We start from the raw sequence: 16,166 nt of genomic DNA, 5'->3' as shown, positions 1-16,166 counted from the left end.
ACATCCGAAACGCCCCCGTTCGGCGAGCCGCAACCATTTCCGTTCCGCCTCCCAATGACAATATCCAATAGGGTGGGCTACGATAATCTATAGAATAGTTGTAAGCGCTCCAAAAGGCGGATCATGCGGCGCCGCAAATGTGAGCCCTCCCACCCTCGCAGGCGCGCTGCGGCGCCGCAGGGACGCGATCGAAACCATTGCTGAATAGCGATTTAAGCTATGGGCGACGCCGGAGGCCTCGGCGCCGCCGCCATGAGATCGCCTCCCCTTCAGGGCTGTGACAGAATGACTTCAGCCGCAGCGCGGCGCCGCTCAGCGGGTGGCGCTTCCCTGCGCCGTCGCGCCGGTCTCGAGCGCATTTCTCACATCCGCGGCGCCCTTGTCGCGCGCGGTGAGCGGCGCCAATCCGAAACGCGTCTCGATCGTCGCGAGAATCGACGCCGTGTCATAGACGGTGTGATCGACGAATCCCTTTTTGGCGAAGGGAGAGAGGATCAGCGTCGGCACGCGCGTGCCGGGGCCGAAACGATCGATCGTCGGCGGCGCGACATGATCCCAGGCGCCGCCATTCTCGTCGGCGGTCACGATGATCAGCATATCCTTCCAGTCGGGGCTCCGCCGCAACCGCGCGACGACCTCGGCGAGATGCGCGTCGCCGCTCTCGAGGTCGGCGTAATGAGGGTGCTGATTGAATTTGCCGATCGGCTTGTAGAAGGACACGGCCGGCAGCGTCCCTGCGTCCGCCGCCGCGAAGAAATCCTCGGCGTCCTTCAGATGCAGCTCCCGCTCCGGCGTTCCCGGCGCGAAATTGGCGAAATAGAGGAAGGGCTGGTGATGGGTCTGGAAAAACTCCGGCGCTTGGCGCTGGCGAATGCGCCCCGCGCGCATATCGTTCCAGCCGCCCGCATACCACGCCCATGACACGCCCTTCTTCGAGAGGAGATCGCCGATCGTCGGCTGCGTCTGCGGCGGCAGGCCGTGTCCCGCGGGCGTCGGCGCGTCGAGCGGCGAGAGCGGCGTCGGCGGCTGCAACGTGCTCACCGCATAGCCGTCGCGCGTCACAGGGCCGGACTTTCGATAGCGCGGCGGGGCGATATGAGCGCTCGGCGGAGAATCCTCCGCGCGCGCGAGAAGGCCGGTCGTCTCGTCGACATCCGCGATCAGCGACGACGGCGCGCCGGGGAATTTCGGCGTGCAGGCGCAGACGAGGAACATGTGATTGACGAAGGAGCCGCCGAAGGCGCCGTGGAAGAAATGATCGGCGAGCGTGAACTCCTCGGCGAGACGCCATTGCGCCAGCCTGCGGCCGTCATAATAGCCCATGACCAGCCCGCCGGCTCCGGAAACCGCCGCGAAGCGATCCATCCTTCCGCCGTTTATCTGCTCCTTCTCCTGGAAATGGTCATGCGTCAGATCCGGCGTCTTCTGCGCGGCGGGAAGGAAAGCGTCGATCGGGAAAGGCGCGTTGGGGAGAACGGCGGGAAAGCGGCGGTCGGCGCCCTTCCCGCCGCGGATGGGCGGCAAGGATTCGAACGGCTTCCCATTCGTGTCGACCTGGACGAAGCGATCGGCGCCGACGCCGAGCCCATCGGCGCCGGGATAGAGGCCGAAGATATTATCGAAGCTACGGTTTTCCGTATAGATCACGACAATGTGGCCGATCGCGGCGAAAGGATTTGCAGCTTCTTGCGCGAGCGCCGGACCGGCGAGGCCGACGAGCAGCGGCCAGAGCGACGCTCCGGCGAAGAGTTTTGCGAGCGTCATGAGCGGGTCCTTTCGAAATAATCATGCCAAAGGCGCAAAGGCGAAGCCGAGACTTGCCGACTGAAAAAAAAAGCCTCCGCGCATGAGCGCGGAGGCTGCGTTTTTCGCCGGGCGACGCCGCTCAATGGGCGTGCTTCTGAGCGACCTCCTGCTGCGGTTTCGGCGTCGCATTGGTGCGCGCAGGCAGGATCGGATAGTCCACACGGGGCTGCTCGCCGGTGAGCGCGCCGAGGAAGGCGACGATCGCCGCGGTCTCATCGGGCGCGAGCGTCGCGCCGAGCTGCGATTTCGCCATGATCGACACCGCCTCCTCGAGCGTCCAGACCTGGCCGGTGTGGAAGTAAGGCGCGCGCAACGCGACATTGCGCAGCGGCGCGACGCGGAAGGAGTAGATATCCGCCGGGCTCTTAGTGACGGCGAAGCGGCCCTTGTCGCCTTCCGGCAGAACCGCCGCGGCCGGCTTCTCGACCGCGCCGAACTGCGTGTAATTGCCGCCGCCGACATTCACGCCGTCGTGGCAGCCGCTACAGCCTTTGTCGATGAAGAGGCGCAGGCCCTTCTTCTCGGTCGCGTCGAGCGCCGCCTCGTCGCCGCCGAGGAATTTGTCGAAGCGCGAGCCGGGCGTCACCAGCGTCGATTCGAAAGCCTCGATCGCCCTGGCGAAATTGTCGAAGCTCGCCGGCTTGTTGTCGCCGGGGAACGCCTTCTGGAAGGAAGCGACATAGCCGGGGATGCTGTTCAGCGTCGCCTCGACATTGGCGGGCGTGTTGTTCATCTCGACGCCGGCCTGCACCGGGCCCTTGGCCTGGGCCTTCAGATCCTCGGCGCGGCCGTCCCAGAACTGGGCGACGTTGAACACGGCGTTGAGAACGGTCGGCGCGCGGCGCGGGCCCTTCTGCCAGCCATGGCCGATGGAGGTCGAGCCGGCGTCGACGCCGCCGAGGCTCAGATTATGGCACGAGTTGCAGCTGATGAGCTGGCTCGCGGAAATGCGCGGATCGAAGAACAGCTGCTTGCCGAGCTCGATCTTGGCGGGGGTGGCGTCGTTGTTCTTCACGGCCTTGGCGGCCGCAGCCGGGGTGATCGGCTTGAAAACGGCGTTGGCGTCCGTCCGCAGATCGCTCGCGATCGCGGCGAACGGGACCAACGCCATCGCGCTCAGCGCAGCGATGAATGCTCGTGACATTTTCCCAGGGCTCCTCCGATGGAGATCGAGCTCTTGCTGCGAACAGCCGCGGCCCGAACCGCCGCCCGCCTACCACAAGCTGGGCCGACGGGCAAAGGCGATAATGCGCCAAACCGGGAGAAATCATGTAATTATAACTATAGCCTCACCATTTTCCCGGTTATTTCGAGTGGATGACATCATCCGGTCCTCAGATATTTTTCGTGCGGCGAGGATCCGAAATATTTGCTGCGCTGCACAGATCACGTTACTGGCGAAGGCCAAGACAAAAACGCATGGCCCTGTGCGAGACGCCTTGCCGATTAGAAAAATTCCAGGCAGGATCGTGACGATCGCGCCGATCGAAAGAAGCGGCTCTATCCGACGAGGGCGCGGCGAACGGGGAGGGAGATATGGCCGTGCGCAAGCGCGTCGCGACGACGCTCGCGGCAATGCTCAGCCTTTCGGGCTTTCCAGGCCTCGGCCTCGCCGAGCCGCTGGGGTTGCCGCCGGTTCCCGTCCCGAAGGACAATCCGCAGACCGCGGACAAGATCGCCCTCGGCGACAAGCTGTTCCACGATCTGCGCTTCTCCTCCGACGGAACGGTCGCCTGCGCGACCTGTCACAAGGACGAGAAGGCCTTCACCGACAGCCCCCTGCGCACATCGGAGGGAATCGGCAAGAAGACCGGCGCGCGCAATGCGCCGACGGTCCTCGACGCCGCCTATTTCACGACGCTCTTCTGGGACGGCCGCGCATCCTCGCTCGAGGATCAATCGCAGCATCCTTTCCTCAATCCGGTCGAGATGGGTCTGCCGTCGCATGAGCCGATTTTGAACATCGTCCGCACGGACCCCTTCTATGTCGAGCTCTTCAAGAGAGCCTTCGGCAAGACCGGGACCGGCGTCACGATGGAGGAGGTCAAGAAAGCCATCGCCTCCTACGAGCGCACCATCATCGCCGGCGATTCGCCCTTCGACCGCTGGCGCTTCAAGAATGAGGAGAATGCGATCTCGGAAGCCGCCAAGCGCGGCTTCGAGGTCTTCGTCGCCGAGGGGCGCTGCGTCTCCTGCCATGTGATCGAGCAGGATCAGGCGCTCTTCACCGACAATCGCTTCCACAACATCGGCGTCGGCATCAACCGCATTCAATATGATGTGCCGCGCCTCTCCGCGGAATTCCTGACCGCCAAGGCGAAAGGCGCGGACGTCGACAAAGTGGTGCTCGCCGATCCCAAGAGCTCGGAGCTCGGACGTTTCGCCGTGACCGATCAATTCGACGTCATCGGCGCATTCAAGACGCCGACGCTGCGCAATGTCGCGGTGACCGCGCCCTATATGCACGACGGCTCGCTGAAGACGCTGAAGGATGTCGTCAAGCACTACAACAATGGCGGCCGCAGCGAGGGCGATCCGGCGCAGGTGAACGACTATCTCTCCGGCGGCATACGTCCGCTGAACCTCTCCGTGCAACAGATGGACGATCTCGTCGCCTTCATGGAGACGCTCACCACCCCCGCCTATTTCGGGGCCAAGACCAAGTAGGACGAACGCCGAGCAGCGCGGTCACGCATCGAGGGAGCCGAGCAGATGAGCGAGTTGATCACCAGGCGAAGCGTGCTCGCGGGCGCCGGCGCCGGCGCGGCGCTGACGACATTGCCGATCAGCATGGTCACGCTCGCCTTCGGCGGAACGCGCGAGGACTTCACCTTCACCTATATTTCCGATGCGCATATCCAGCAGATCAAGGGCGCGAGCTTCGTGCGCAATTGGGACATGGGGCTGAAGCGCGCCGTCGCCGAAGCCAATCTGATGAAGCCCGAATCCGATTTCGTCATTTTCGGCGGCGATCTCGGCCAGCTCGGCAAGCGCGAGGAGCTCGACCACGGCGCCGAGATGCTCTCGCATCTCAAAGGCAAGCTCCATGCGGTGATGGGCGAGCATGATTTTTATCTCGACCTCGGCGATTATTGGAGCAAGCTCTACGGCCCGCATTATTACAGCTTCGACCACAAGGGCGTGCATTTCGTCGTGCTGAACTCCATTCTCACCAGCGAGCAATGGACCTTCCATCGCTGGCCGACGGCAGAGCAGCGAATGCTGGAGATGGCGGGGCTCGACAATCCCAACGGCTCGCCCTTCATGGTCGGAGACAAGCAGCGCAAATGGCTCGCCAATGATCTCGCCAAGGTCGACAAGAAGACGCCGCTCGTCGTCTTCTCCCACTCGCCCTTGCAGAAAATCTACAAGGGCTGGAACTTCTGGACCGACGATGCGGAGGAGGTGCAGGCGCTTCTGCGACCTTTCGACAGCGTCAACGTCATTTATGGCCACGTCCACCAGATCCAGTACAATCAGATCGGCAACATCAGCTTCAATTCGGTGATGGCGACCGCTTGGCCCTGGCCCTATCCGCAGAGCTATGCGCAGGCGGAGAGCCATCTTCCCGTGCTCACCATTCCGATGAACCGGGCCGATCCTTTCTTCGAGCGCGACGCCACCGGCTGGCAGCTGATCGACATAGGCTCGGGCCGCGTGACGGCGCGCTATCAGCTCTGGGACAATGATTCGCGCACCGTCGCCTTCGATCACAAGGCCGGCCATCCGGTCGATGTCGCCTATCAGGAGCCGACGCAGCGCCGTCTGCCGCAAAACCACTTTTGACCGGAGTTCGCCATGCTTCGCTCGACACTGCTCCTCGCATTCGGCCTCGCGGCGATCGGCGCGCCGGCGGCGCGCGCCGACGAATTCACCAAGGCCGATGTCGATCGCTATCAGAAGGAGTTCGAGCAGGTCGCGGCCAAGGGCCGCGAATTATGGACGAGCGGCGCGCTCGGAACCAATGGCGTCGCCTGCGGCCAATGTCATCCCAACGCCGCCAATACGCATCCGGAAACCTATCCGAAGTTCCAGAAACAGCTCGGCAAGGTGGCGCAGCTCTTCGAAATGGCGAATTGGTGCATTCGCAATCCGCTGCAAGGCTCCAATCTCGCGCCCGACGATCCGCGCATGACGGCGCTCGTCTCCTACATCACATTCGAGCGGCGCGGCGTGAAGCTCGCGCCCGGCCAGCATTGAGGATCGCCATGCCGAAGAGCTTCGCCCTCGCCCTGCCCGCTCTGCTGATCGCCGGCGCCGCCTTCGCCGCGGCGGGCGACGAGCCGCGCGCCGCTTCGGCCGGTCTCGCCGGCGCATCCGCTCCGGCCGAGGCCGTGGCGGCGCCCTCGCCCTGCGCGGGCTGCGCCGGACATGATTGCGCAAAATGTCCGCTGGCGCTCGCAGCCGCGGCGGCGCTGGAGAGCGCGGCGTCCGCTCCCGCCGCGCCGATCCGCTGCAGCGTCGACTGAGGCCCTTCTATTCCGACGGCGCCGCCGCCGTCGCGGCGACGAGCGGAATGCCGAAAAAGCTCTCGTCATCGGCGCCCGCGGCCTTGTGCAGCTCGAACGCGTCCTTCCAGACGGCGGTTTCCACCTCATCGGCCGGCCGGTAGGTGCATTTGGCGTCCGAATTGCCGGCCTGGAGCCATCTCTTGCTGTTGCGCACGAAACGATCGAGCGCTTTCTGATCGGTCGGGCGAATGACGCATCTGGGAACGCCATCGACCAGGACGACTTGCGGCAGCATGTCCGATCTCCGACAAAGGGCCTCCAACCGCCTCATCCCTTGTCCCTGCGAGCGGGGACAAGGGGCGGCAGGCGCCGCGCGAAGCGATCATGCGGAAACCGTCTGATTGCTTGTCTCAGAATTAGATAGCAATCGACATGCCATGCGCTGGCCGGCTCAGCCGATGTAATCCTGCACCACGTCGCCCAGAATGCGGTTCACATCGTCGAGCGTGGAGAGGTCGTAGCTGCTGGTTTTTTCTCCCGTCGCCTCGTCGTCGCGCTCGAATTTCGGATGACCGAATCGGATCGTCGTCCCCTCGATCTCGAAGGGGAGCGGCAGCGGCTCCTTCAGCGGGCGCGTGACGAACAGCAGGCCGAAGGCCTTCTGCTCGACGGCGCTCGCCTTCAGCGAGAGATCGACGCCGAACTTCGAGCCGATGTCCTTTTTGATCATATCGTCGAGAAAAGCGACCCAGCGAAAGAAGCTGGAGAAATTCCGCCGCGCATCGGCGAGCACCTGTTCTTCCGCCCTGGCGAGGCTCGCGCTCGGATCGGTCATCTGTGTTGTCCCCGGTCTGCGGCGCCTTTCGCCGAGCAGACCGGGAACTACGCGAATTTTGTGCCGTCGCCGCTCATCGCGGAGGGCTTTGCTCAATATCTCGCATTGATCGTCACATAGGCGGAGCGCGGCGCGCCCGGCATGATATTGTTGTTGTTATGGGCGGCGGCGTAATAGGTCGCGCCGAGCAGGTTCTCGATATTGACCTGCGCGCTCAGCTCCTCGCCGTAGCCGAAGAAGTTCTTGCCCGGGCTGAAGAACACGGCCCCGTCCACGCGCGTATATCCGGGGACGAGCACCGCATTGTCGATCGCGGCGTAGAACTTCGCATTGTGCACGACGCCTGCGCCGACGCCCAGAAAGCCGGGAGACAGGCCGAGACAAGGCGAGAGATCGTATTTGTTCCAGAACGAAAACGTGTCCTTGGGCACGGAGGGGACGATCTTTCCGATATCCGCGAGCCGGTCGGACTTTACGACATAGGCCCCCTGATGTCCGTAGCCCAATGAGACCTGCCACGCGTCGGTCAGATAGCCGACGAGGCCGATCTCGCCGCCGTTCGTGCGCGTGTTGGCCAGAACGGCGGTGGTCGCCGTCGAGGTCAGCGCCTGGTTCGAGCGGTTCAATTGATAGAGGGCGCCGGTCAAGAACAGACGGGGGAGAATCTGCGCCTTGAAGCCCGCTTCGAAGTTCTCGAAGCTCTGCGGCGCGAGCCCGGCGAGCGACGGGGCCAGCAGATTGAACTGGTCACCGGCCACCGGCAGGAACGAACGCGAGTAGCTGCCGTAGAGCGACACTTGCTCGAGCGGCTTCACGACGACCCCGAAACGCGGCGACCAGACATTGTCGACGCGCCTCAACTGTCCCTGGAAAGCGCCCGCGCCGAAATCGAAGCCCGTATACTTCAGATCGAAGCTGTCGAATCTGACGCCGGCGATGACGTCGACATATTTGGTGATCTCGATCTGGTCCTGGACATAGCCGGCCGCGAGGTCGAGATCGGTGTGCCGCCGGCGGTTCGGATTGCTGAAGAACACCGAATTATAGACCGTCGGAGCCCAGAACGGCGTGTTGATCCGCTGCGGTCCGGTGAAAAAATTGTTCCAGCGCGAAAGATCGCGATTGTCGCCGCTCTTCTGATTGCCGACTTCCGCGCCGAACAGGAGCGTATGCCGGATATCCGGCGTCATCTCGAACTTATAGGTGAAGTCCGTCTGGTTGAAGACATTCTGGCGCGGATTGGAGCTGACGTAGCCGTCGATTCTGGTGAGACCCGTCGCCATGCTCACCGGCTGATCCGGGAAAGTGTTCTGATAACGTTTCTCGTAATCGGCGTACACGGTCTGGTTGTGAATATTCAGGCCGAAATCAGTCGTATGATCGATGACCAGCGTGGCGCGATTGAGATCGACTTTCGAATAGCTCGCGTCCGGATTGCCGAAGAACGAATTGATCGGCACGGAAGCCGGATAGGCGGGAATGACCGGATTGCCGCCCACCGACAGGCCGCCGATCGAGGGAACGCCGCGATCGGCCGTGCGGTGATCCCGGAAATGCTCGTAGCTCAGCGTGATATAGGTCTTCTCTTCCGGACGCCAGGTCAGCGTCGGATTGACGCCGTAGCGCTCCAGATCGAAGAAATTGCGAAAGCCGTAGGACTGCTCATAGAGCGCGTTGAGGCGCAGCGCGACCGTATCGGAGACCGCCTGTCCGAGATCGAGCGTCGCGCGCTTGCGGCCCCAGCTTCCGGTGCTGAAGCCGAGCTCGCGAATGGTCTCGCCGTCCGCCTTCTTGGTGACGCGATTGACCACGCCGCCGCCGCCGCCGCGACCGAAGATCAGGGCGCTCGGGCCCTTCAGCACCTCGACAGCGCTGATGTTGTAGAGATCGCGGTAATATTGCGCGTCGTCGCGGACGCCGTCGGTGAAGAAGTCGGCGCTCGTGTCTTGACCGCGGATGGTGATCTGGTCGCGATTGCCTTCGCCCTGCGCGACCGTCACGCCCGGCACATAGGTGAGCGCCTGTCCGAGACTCACGCTGCCGCGATCCTGCATCTGCTGCTTGGTGACGATCGTGACCGATTGCGGAATGTCCATGATGGAGGTGGCGGTCTTGGTCGCCGTGGACGTGCCTGTCGCGACATAGCCCTGAACGCCGATCGGGCCGCGCCCGAAGGATTCGCCGCGCGCCGCGGCCGCCTCCCATGAGCTTTTCTCGCCGCCCGCCGCAACGGGCGCGGGGACGGACGCCTGCGCCGGCGCGCGCGGCGGTTGCGCGCCGCGGCGAATGCTGCGCGCATGGGCGCTCGCATGGGCGGCGGGCCGAGTCGCCGGACGCGCCGTCTCCTTCGGCGCGTCAACTCTCACCGCCGGAAGCGATGTCGTCGACGGCTCCGCCCGAGCGCCGATGGCTGCGCCCGCGAGCACGAATGCGGCGGCCGAATTCAGCAAATTCCGGTAAGCGGAGCCTCGACTCCTGCGAGCCGATCCTCCGTCTCGCAAGCCTTCGATCCTGGACCTTCCATCGACTCCGCTCATCGTTTCTGCTCCGTAAATTCGCATCGGCTCTTTGCGGCCGCGAACGGCCGAGAACCCGCTTTGTGCGTGTTTTTACGGAGCTGGGCGCTGCATCGTCAATCGATCGGCCAATAGATCAGAAATATTGTAATAAACGGGAGATAGAATGACCCGCGCAGCGTTCGTCTAGAAAAATCACTCGCTCGGCGCGGCAAAGAAACACGACGCGGGCGGCCGCGGCGGCGGCCCCCGCTCGGATGCGCGTTTTCGGCGAATTCCCGGCCGCGACTTACGCGCCGGTCGGATAATTCGGGCTCTCGCGCGTGATCGTCACGTCATGGACGTGGCTCTCGCGCAGGCCCGCATTGGTGATTCGCACGAATTCGGCCTTTGTCTGGAACTCGGCGATCGTCGGCGCGCCGACATAGCCCATGGCCGCGCGCAGGCCGCCGGCGAGCTGATAGAGAATCGGCCCGACCGGCCCGCGGAACGGCACCTGACCCTCGATGCCTTCCGGCACGAGCTTCAGGCTCTCCTTCACATCCTGCTGGAAATAGCGGGCGGCGGAGCCCGCCTCCATCGCGCCGACGGAGCCCATGCCGCGATAGGATTTGAACGAGCGGCCCTGATAGAGGAACACTTCGCCCGGCGCCTCCTCGGCGCCGGCGAGCAGCGAGCCGATCATCACCGCCGAAGCGCCGGCGGCGATCGCCTTGGCGAGATCGCCCGAATATTTGACGCCGCCGTCGGCGATGATCGGCACGCCGGCCTTGAAGGCCTCCTCGGCCGCATCCATGATGGCGGTGAGCTGCGGCACGCCGACGCCGGCGACGATGCGCGTCGTGCAGATGGAGCCCGGTCCTATGCCGACCTTGACCGCGTCGGCGCCGGCGTCGATCAGCGCCTTCGCCGCTTCGCGCGTCGCGATGTTGCCGGCGACGATCGACACTTTGTTGGAGATCTTCTTGATGCGGCCGACCTGATCGAGCACCGCCTGCGAATGGCCATGCGCCGTGTCGATGACGATGAGATCGACGCCGGCGTCGATCAATTGCAGCGCGCGGTCATAGCCGCGGTCGCCGACCGTCGCGGCGGCGGCGACGCGCAGCCGCCCTTCCGCATCCTTGGCGGCGTGCGGATGCAGCGTCGCCTTTTCTATGTCCTTCACCGTGACGAGGCCGACGCAATGATAATCGGCGTCGACGACGAGCAGCTTCTCGATGCGGTGCTGATGCAAGAGGCGGCGCGCCTCGTCCTGATCGACGCCCTCGCGCACGGTGATGAGCTGCTTCGTCATCAGCTCGGCGACCGGCTCGCGCATATTGTCGGCGAAGCGCACGTCGCGATTGGTCAATATGCCGACGAGCTTGCCGGGCTTCTCGCCATGGCCGCGCTCGACGACCGGAATGCCGGAAATGCCGTAGCGCGCCATCAGCGCCAGCGCGTCGGCGAGCGTCTCGTCCGGATAGATGGTGATCGGATCGACGACCATGCCGCTCTCATAGCGCTTGACCTTGCGCACTTCGGCGGCCTGGGCGGCGGGGGTGAGATTTTGATGGATGACGCCGATGCCGCCCGCCTGCGCCATGGCGATGGCGAGGCGTGCCTCGGTCACAGTGTCCATGGCCGAGGAGACGATCGGCAGATTGAGCGTGATGTCGCGCGTCAGCCGCGTCGAAATATCGACCTGCGACGGCATGACCAGGGAATGGCTGGGGCGCAGCAACACATCGTCGAAGGTCAGAGCCTCGTGCAACGGCGGTCGTGCGTAAGATGTCATGGAGCCAACTCCCTCGGGGCGCAAAATCCGGCCATGCTCGAGGCCGGACGACGAAGAGACGGCGCCATTGGCCGTCTTCCGGGTTGGCGGGTGCTCATAGCACCAATGTGACGGAAGGCAAAATTTCCGCGCTCCGCCGGTGGAAAACTCGATCGAAGCCCCTGAAAGCCCCCTCCCCCGGCCCTCTCCCGCTGCGCGCGCCGCGCAGTGATGGTAGGGAGGCGCGTCAAGCAATTTCCAACGCCGCCGCTTCCGCGCTCGTATCGAATTGCAGCCGCGCGAGCCGCGCATAGAGGCCGCCCTCCGCGACGAGGCTCGCATGGGTTCCCTCCTCGACGATGCGTCCGCCGCTCATCACCAGAATGCGGGAGGCTTCGAGCACAGTGGCGAGGCGATGGGCGATGACGAGCGTGGTGCGGCCGCGCATCACATCATGCAGCGCCTCCTTCACCAGAGCCTCGTTCTCGGCGTCGAGCGCCGAGGTCGCCTCGTCGAGCAGAAGGATCGGCGCGTCGGCCAGAATGGCGCGCGCGATGGCGAGGCGCTGGCGCTGGCCGCCGGAGAGCGTGACGCCCCGCTCGCCGATCTGCGTGTCATAGCCGTCGGCCAGCGCGTCGATGAATTGCGCCGCCTGCGCGCGCTCGGCGGCCGCGACGATCGCGCTTCGCGAGGCGCCCTCGCGGCCATAGGCGATATTCTCGGCGACGCTCATGCCGAAGACGATCGGATCCTGCGGCGCGAGCGCGATAGCGGCGCGCAACTCGACCGGATCGAGCGCGCGCAGATCGACGCCGTCGATCGTGATCGCGCCCGACGACACGTCGTAGAATCGCTCGAGCAACTGGAAGACGGTCGATTTGCCGGCGCCGGACGGGCCGACGATGGCGACGCGCTCTCCCGGCGCGACGGAAAAGCTCAGACCGTCGACGGCGGCCGGCCCCGGGCTCCCTGGGTAGAAGAAGCGGACATTGTCGAAGACGATGCGCCCGCGGACGGGCTTCGGCAGCGGCGCCGGCTCGGCGGGCGGCGCGACGGCGGGACGAATGGAGAGAATCTCGCCGATGCGGCCGGCGGCGCCGGCGGCGGCGGAGACCTCGGTCCAGACCTGCGACAATTCCCCGAGCGAGCTCGCCGCCAGCACGGCGTAGAGCACGAATTGGGAAAGAACGCCCGTCGTCATGCGTTCCGCCAGCACATCCTGCGCGCCGAGCCACAACATTGCGACGACGCTGCCGAAGGCGAGAAAAATCGTCACCGAGGTGACGAGGGCGCGCGTCTGCGTGGCGTCGCGCGCGGCCGTATAGGCCCCCTCCGCCGCCTCCCCGAATCGCGCGGTCGCGACATTCTGCGCATTGCAGGCCTGCATGGTGCGCATGGCGGCGAGATTTTCCGCCGCATAGGCGCTCGCCGTGGCGAGGCGGTCCTGCGCATGACGCGAGCGCCGCCGCATCGCCCGCGCAGAGCCGATGAGCGGCAGCACGATGAAGGGAATCGCCGTGAGCGCGACGCCGGTGAGCTTCGGACTGGTCAGAATCATCATCACGACCGCGCCGGCGAACATGAAGAGATTGCGCAGGGCGATCGACACCGAGGAGCCGAACACGGATTTGAGCTGCGTCGTGTCGGCGGTGAGGCGCGAGGTCAGCTCGCCCGTCTTGGTCCGGTCGTAGAAGGCGGCGTCGAGAGTCGTGAGATGGCGGAAGAAATCGGCGCGCAGATCGGCGACGATTCGCTCGCCCAACGTCATCACCAGATAGTAGCGCGATCCCGAAGCGAGCGCGAGAATAGCGACGACGCCCACCATCGCGCCGAAATAGGCGTTCACAGCGGACGGATCGTCGGTGGAAAATCCATGATCGATCATGCCGCGCACGGCGAGCGGCAGAGCGAGCGTCGCGAGGGCGGCGACGCCGAGCGCGACCAGGGCGAGCGCGATGCGGCCCTTGTAACGCCATGCGTAGGGAAGGAGCGGCTCCAGCGCGTCGAAGGCGCGGCGCCAGGAGCGAATGTCGGGAGAGGCGTTCTCGGCTGTCATGCGAGCCGATATAAGCGCCGATACGGGCTCATTCCAACCAAGATCGCGCGCGGCGCGTGATTTCGCTGCTCGATCCGCCCCGCCGCGCGCCGCGCCAAGCGGTTGAATCGTCTGGATATGGCGAAAAACGCCGCAATTTCTCGGAAATCGGCTCCGAGACCGATCTGGACAGTCGACAAGGTTATGTTAGGCTCGTCACCGTCCACAAGACAGCCCCGCAGAGAGGGGCGCGAGCGCACCCGTCACCGACGAACGATAAGGCGGGGCGTTCTGGAAACCAAAGGAGTGACACCAATGGCTGAACGCGAATTCGAAATCACCACCAACGTCTATATCTTCGCCGGCGTCGGCGCTCTTCTGCTCGGCGGCCTCGGCGCGGCCGGCCTCGGCGGCGTCGCCAACACGATCTCCGCGGCCGTTGTCGGCGGCCTCGCCGGCGGCATCCTCGGCTTCTATTTCAAATAAGCTGCAAGCCGTTCGTTTCTCCCCCGTCGGGCGTGAAAGTCGGGGGGTCTAGTCCGCAGATTCCCTGACGAATTCGTCCATATGTAACGCCGGCGACCGCCCGTCGCTGGCGTTACTTTTTTGCCCGCCGCCTGCGAGAGGCGCTATCGGACGCGATCTAGACGCAAGTAGAACCACAAGGCGCGGCTTCGCGTAAATGCGCCAGATTGTCGCGCCCCTCCTCAGTCGTCGAAATCGACATTCTTCAGCCGGCCGAACACGCGGTCGGCGTCGAACTGATCCTCCTCCTCGACCGGAGCCGGCGGACTCTTGCCGAACACATCTTCCGTCGTCGTCGGCTCGTGATAGGGCGCGGTGGTGATCTCGGCCGGCTGCAGCGTCTGGCCCTGCTCCTCGAGCGCGGCGGGGCGGTCCTTGGCCGCGCGATTGACCTCGAAATCGAGATCGATCTGCGAGCAGAGACCCAGCGTCACCGGATCCATGGGCGCGAGCGCGGCGGAATTCCAATGGGTGCGCTCGCGCACCGCCTTCAGCGTGCTCTTCGTCGTGCCGACGAGGCGCATGACCTGCGCATCCTTGAGCTCTGGATGGTTGCGCACCAGCCAGAGAATGGCGTTGGGCCGGTCCTGGCGCCGCGACAGCGGCGTGTAGCGCGGACCACGGGCGCGCTTGACCTCCGGCACTTTGACCTTGGAGACCGAGAGCGACAGCCGATGGGCCGGGTCCCTCTCGCCGCGCGCGATCTCCTCGCGGGTGAGCTGGCCGGAGGTGATCGGATCGAGCCCCCTGATGCCGGCGGCGACCTCGCCATCGGCGATGCCCTTCACCTCGAGCGGATGCAGCTTGCAGAAATCGGCGATCTGGTCGAAGGCGAGCGACGTGTTCTCGACGAGCCAGACGGCGGTCGCCTTGGGCATGAGCGGAGCATTGCTCATCGATCGATTCTCCTTCGAAGGTCCGCGCGCGAGATAAGCCGCTCCCGCGCCGCGGGGCCGAGGCCGCGAGATTGACGGATAACCATGCGGGGAATGTTCCTCATATAGACCGGCCGACCGCGAAGCGCAATCGCCGATCGGCTCGACGCGTCACGCCCCTTCCCGCGCATGCGCCGGCCGCAGGCTGCGCACATATTCGGGCAGAATAGCGCCGATCGCCGCGCCGAGCCTCGGCCCATGGCGATGGAACAGCAGGCCGGCGGCGATGACCGCGACGCCAATTCCCGACAGGGCGAAGGGGAAGAGAATCGAGTCCTTGAAGACCTCCGACGCCAGATGGCCGAGATAGAGCGTGATCCCGAAAGCGCCGAAGACGGCATAGGCGCGCCGCATGAACGCCAGCGAGAGCAGGAGAAGGCCGAGATTGATCGCGCAATAGGCCGCTTTGCCGATCTCGTCGCCGCTGTGCTGCGCCGTCAGCCCGCCCCAAAAGGCCAAAAGCCCCGAAAGATGCAACCAGAAGGCGAAGTCCCCTCCCCGCCAACGTCTGAGGTCGACGAGCCAGGCCGCGGCGATGACCAGCGCGCCGAAGGCGAGGCTCACATTGGCGCGCTGCTCGAAGGTGAAATGCGCCTCCGTCACCAGCCAGGGCGTCAGGTCCATGGACATGAGCCACAGAGCGAAGGCGATAATCATCGTGAGGAAAGGGAAAGGAAAAAAGACCAGGGCCGCGAGCGCCGCGGCGATCGTCCCGAGCTCCATGGGCAGCCAGCTCGAGCGCACCCAGACGTAGAAATCATGATAGGGGGCCGGCTCGGTCGGATCATGGCCGCCGAGCAGCTGCAGCGCGAAGATGAAGAGCGGCGCCATGGAGACGGCGCAAGTCATGAGGAGCCCCGCAGGCGTGCGCAGCCCGCGGCGGCGCCACAGCCGAGCCCCCGCCGCGACGAAGCAGAGGCCATAGGCGAGCGAGGTGAGCATCAGCGCGCGCGGGCCCCAAAGGCCGAAGGCCGTGGTGCTGAAGAGGCTCATCGCGCCGATCACGATCAGCGCGCCCATGTACCAGAGCACATTGACGACATCGAAGCGCGGCGCGGCCTCCGCGGCGCCGCGCTCGCCGAGAAATCGCGCGAGCCGCTCATGGGCGGCGGCGTCGATCACTCCGGCGTCGAGCGCCGCGGCGAGATCGTCGGTCGTGAATTTCGATCGGGCCATGGCCAATTCTTCCCGTCCGGAGAAGCCTCGGGATCGGACGCGGCCTCGGCCGCGCGCTGCGCCCGACTATAGCCCTCCCACCCCGAATTCGCCCCTGCATAGCGCGCGGATCGGGACGAAAATGTGTG

14 protein-coding genes are annotated in these 16,166 nt (G+C 64.9%); 5 read left to right on the top strand and 9 right to left on the bottom strand.

Features of this window, described 5'->3' with window-relative positions; translation table 11 throughout:
* Positions 1–312 precede the first annotated feature (312 nt).
* Together acpA and Mspo_RS10095 are read right to left on the bottom strand one after the other, a co-directional pair.
* Positions 313–1,764: an acid phosphatase gene (gene acpA, locus Mspo_RS10100; protein ID WP_159729344.1), complete on the bottom strand. Its 1,452-nt coding sequence runs from the start codon at positions 1,762–1,764 to the stop codon at positions 313–315.
* Between the two features lie 121 nt (positions 1,765–1,885).
* Positions 1,886–2,950: a cytochrome-c peroxidase gene (locus tag Mspo_RS10095; RefSeq protein WP_159729342.1), complete on the bottom strand. Its 1,065-nt coding sequence runs from the start codon at positions 2,948–2,950 to the stop codon at positions 1,886–1,888.
* Positions 2,951–3,342: 392 nt separating this feature from the next.
* On the opposite strand from Mspo_RS10095, the gene Mspo_RS10090 reads away from it, so the two are divergent.
* From Mspo_RS10090 to Mspo_RS10075, 4 genes are read left to right on the top strand one after another with little or no spacing between them, the layout of a single operon-like run.
* Positions 3,343–4,473: a cytochrome-c peroxidase gene (locus tag Mspo_RS10090; protein ID WP_159729340.1), complete on the top strand. Its 1,131-nt coding sequence runs from the start codon at positions 3,343–3,345 to the stop codon at positions 4,471–4,473.
* A 45-nt stretch (positions 4,474–4,518) separates the two neighbouring features.
* The gene (locus Mspo_RS10085) at positions 4,519–5,592 is read left to right on the top strand and encodes a metallophosphoesterase (RefSeq protein WP_159729338.1); all 1,074 of its coding nucleotides are present in this window, start codon (positions 4,519–4,521) and stop codon (positions 5,590–5,592) included.
* A gap of 12 nt (positions 5,593–5,604) precedes the next feature.
* Positions 5,605–6,006: a c-type cytochrome gene (locus Mspo_RS10080; RefSeq protein ID WP_159729337.1), complete on the top strand. Its 402-nt coding sequence runs from the start codon at positions 5,605–5,607 to the stop codon at positions 6,004–6,006.
* A gap of 8 nt (positions 6,007–6,014) precedes the next feature.
* Positions 6,015–6,275 (top strand): hypothetical protein, encoded by a 261-nt coding sequence (locus Mspo_RS10075; RefSeq protein ID WP_159729335.1) that lies wholly within the window; start codon positions 6,015–6,017, stop codon positions 6,273–6,275.
* Between the two features lie 7 nt (positions 6,276–6,282).
* Here the strand turns inward: Mspo_RS10075 and Mspo_RS10070 are convergent, their stop codons facing one another.
* The 5 genes from Mspo_RS10070 to Mspo_RS10050 form a co-directional block, all read right to left on the bottom strand.
* Entirely contained in the window at positions 6,283–6,552 is a 270-nt protein-coding gene (locus Mspo_RS10070) for a hypothetical protein (protein WP_159729333.1), read from the bottom strand.
* 156 nt (positions 6,553–6,708) lie between these two features.
* Positions 6,709–7,092, bottom strand: coding sequence for a hypothetical protein (locus Mspo_RS10065; protein ID WP_159729331.1), 384 nt, complete (start codon positions 7,090–7,092; stop codon positions 6,709–6,711).
* 92 nt (positions 7,093–7,184) lie between these two features.
* Positions 7,185–9,458, bottom strand: a complete 2,274-nt coding sequence (locus tag Mspo_RS10060; RefSeq protein WP_244613302.1) for a TonB-dependent siderophore receptor — start codon at positions 9,456–9,458, stop codon at positions 7,185–7,187.
* 439 nt (positions 9,459–9,897) lie between these two features.
* Complete coding sequence (gene guaB / locus Mspo_RS10055) at positions 9,898–11,388, bottom strand: IMP dehydrogenase (protein ID WP_159729328.1); 1,491 nt, start codon at positions 11,386–11,388, stop codon at positions 9,898–9,900.
* A 226-nt stretch (positions 11,389–11,614) separates the two neighbouring features.
* Positions 11,615–13,423 (bottom strand): ABC transporter transmembrane domain-containing protein, encoded by a 1,809-nt coding sequence (locus tag Mspo_RS10050; RefSeq protein WP_159729326.1) that lies wholly within the window; start codon positions 13,421–13,423, stop codon positions 11,615–11,617.
* 294 nt (positions 13,424–13,717) lie between these two features.
* Between Mspo_RS10050 and Mspo_RS19605 the strand changes: the two genes are divergently transcribed.
* Positions 13,718–13,888 carry a hypothetical protein gene (locus Mspo_RS19605; protein WP_201281670.1) on the top strand — a complete coding sequence of 57 codons (171 nt, stop codon included), beginning with the start codon at positions 13,718–13,720 and terminating at the stop codon, positions 13,886–13,888.
* Positions 13,889–14,109: 221 nt separating this feature from the next.
* Here the strand turns inward: Mspo_RS19605 and Mspo_RS10045 are convergent, their stop codons facing one another.
* Positions 14,110–14,823, bottom strand: coding sequence for a DUF1013 domain-containing protein (locus Mspo_RS10045; protein WP_159729324.1), 714 nt, complete (start codon positions 14,821–14,823; stop codon positions 14,110–14,112).
* A 150-nt stretch (positions 14,824–14,973) separates the two neighbouring features.
* On the bottom strand, positions 14,974–16,038 hold the full coding sequence (locus tag Mspo_RS10040; RefSeq protein WP_159729322.1) for a hypothetical protein: 1,065 nt from the start codon (positions 16,036–16,038) through the stop codon (positions 14,974–14,976).
* Positions 16,039–16,166 lie beyond the last annotated feature (128 nt).

The organism is Methylosinus sp. Ce-a6, from assembly GCF_009811655.1.
GTDB lineage: Bacteria > Pseudomonadota > Alphaproteobacteria > Rhizobiales > Beijerinckiaceae > Methylosinus.
Note: the sequence above shows the minus strand (reverse complement) of the source record. Positions and strands in the feature narration are given on the sequence as shown.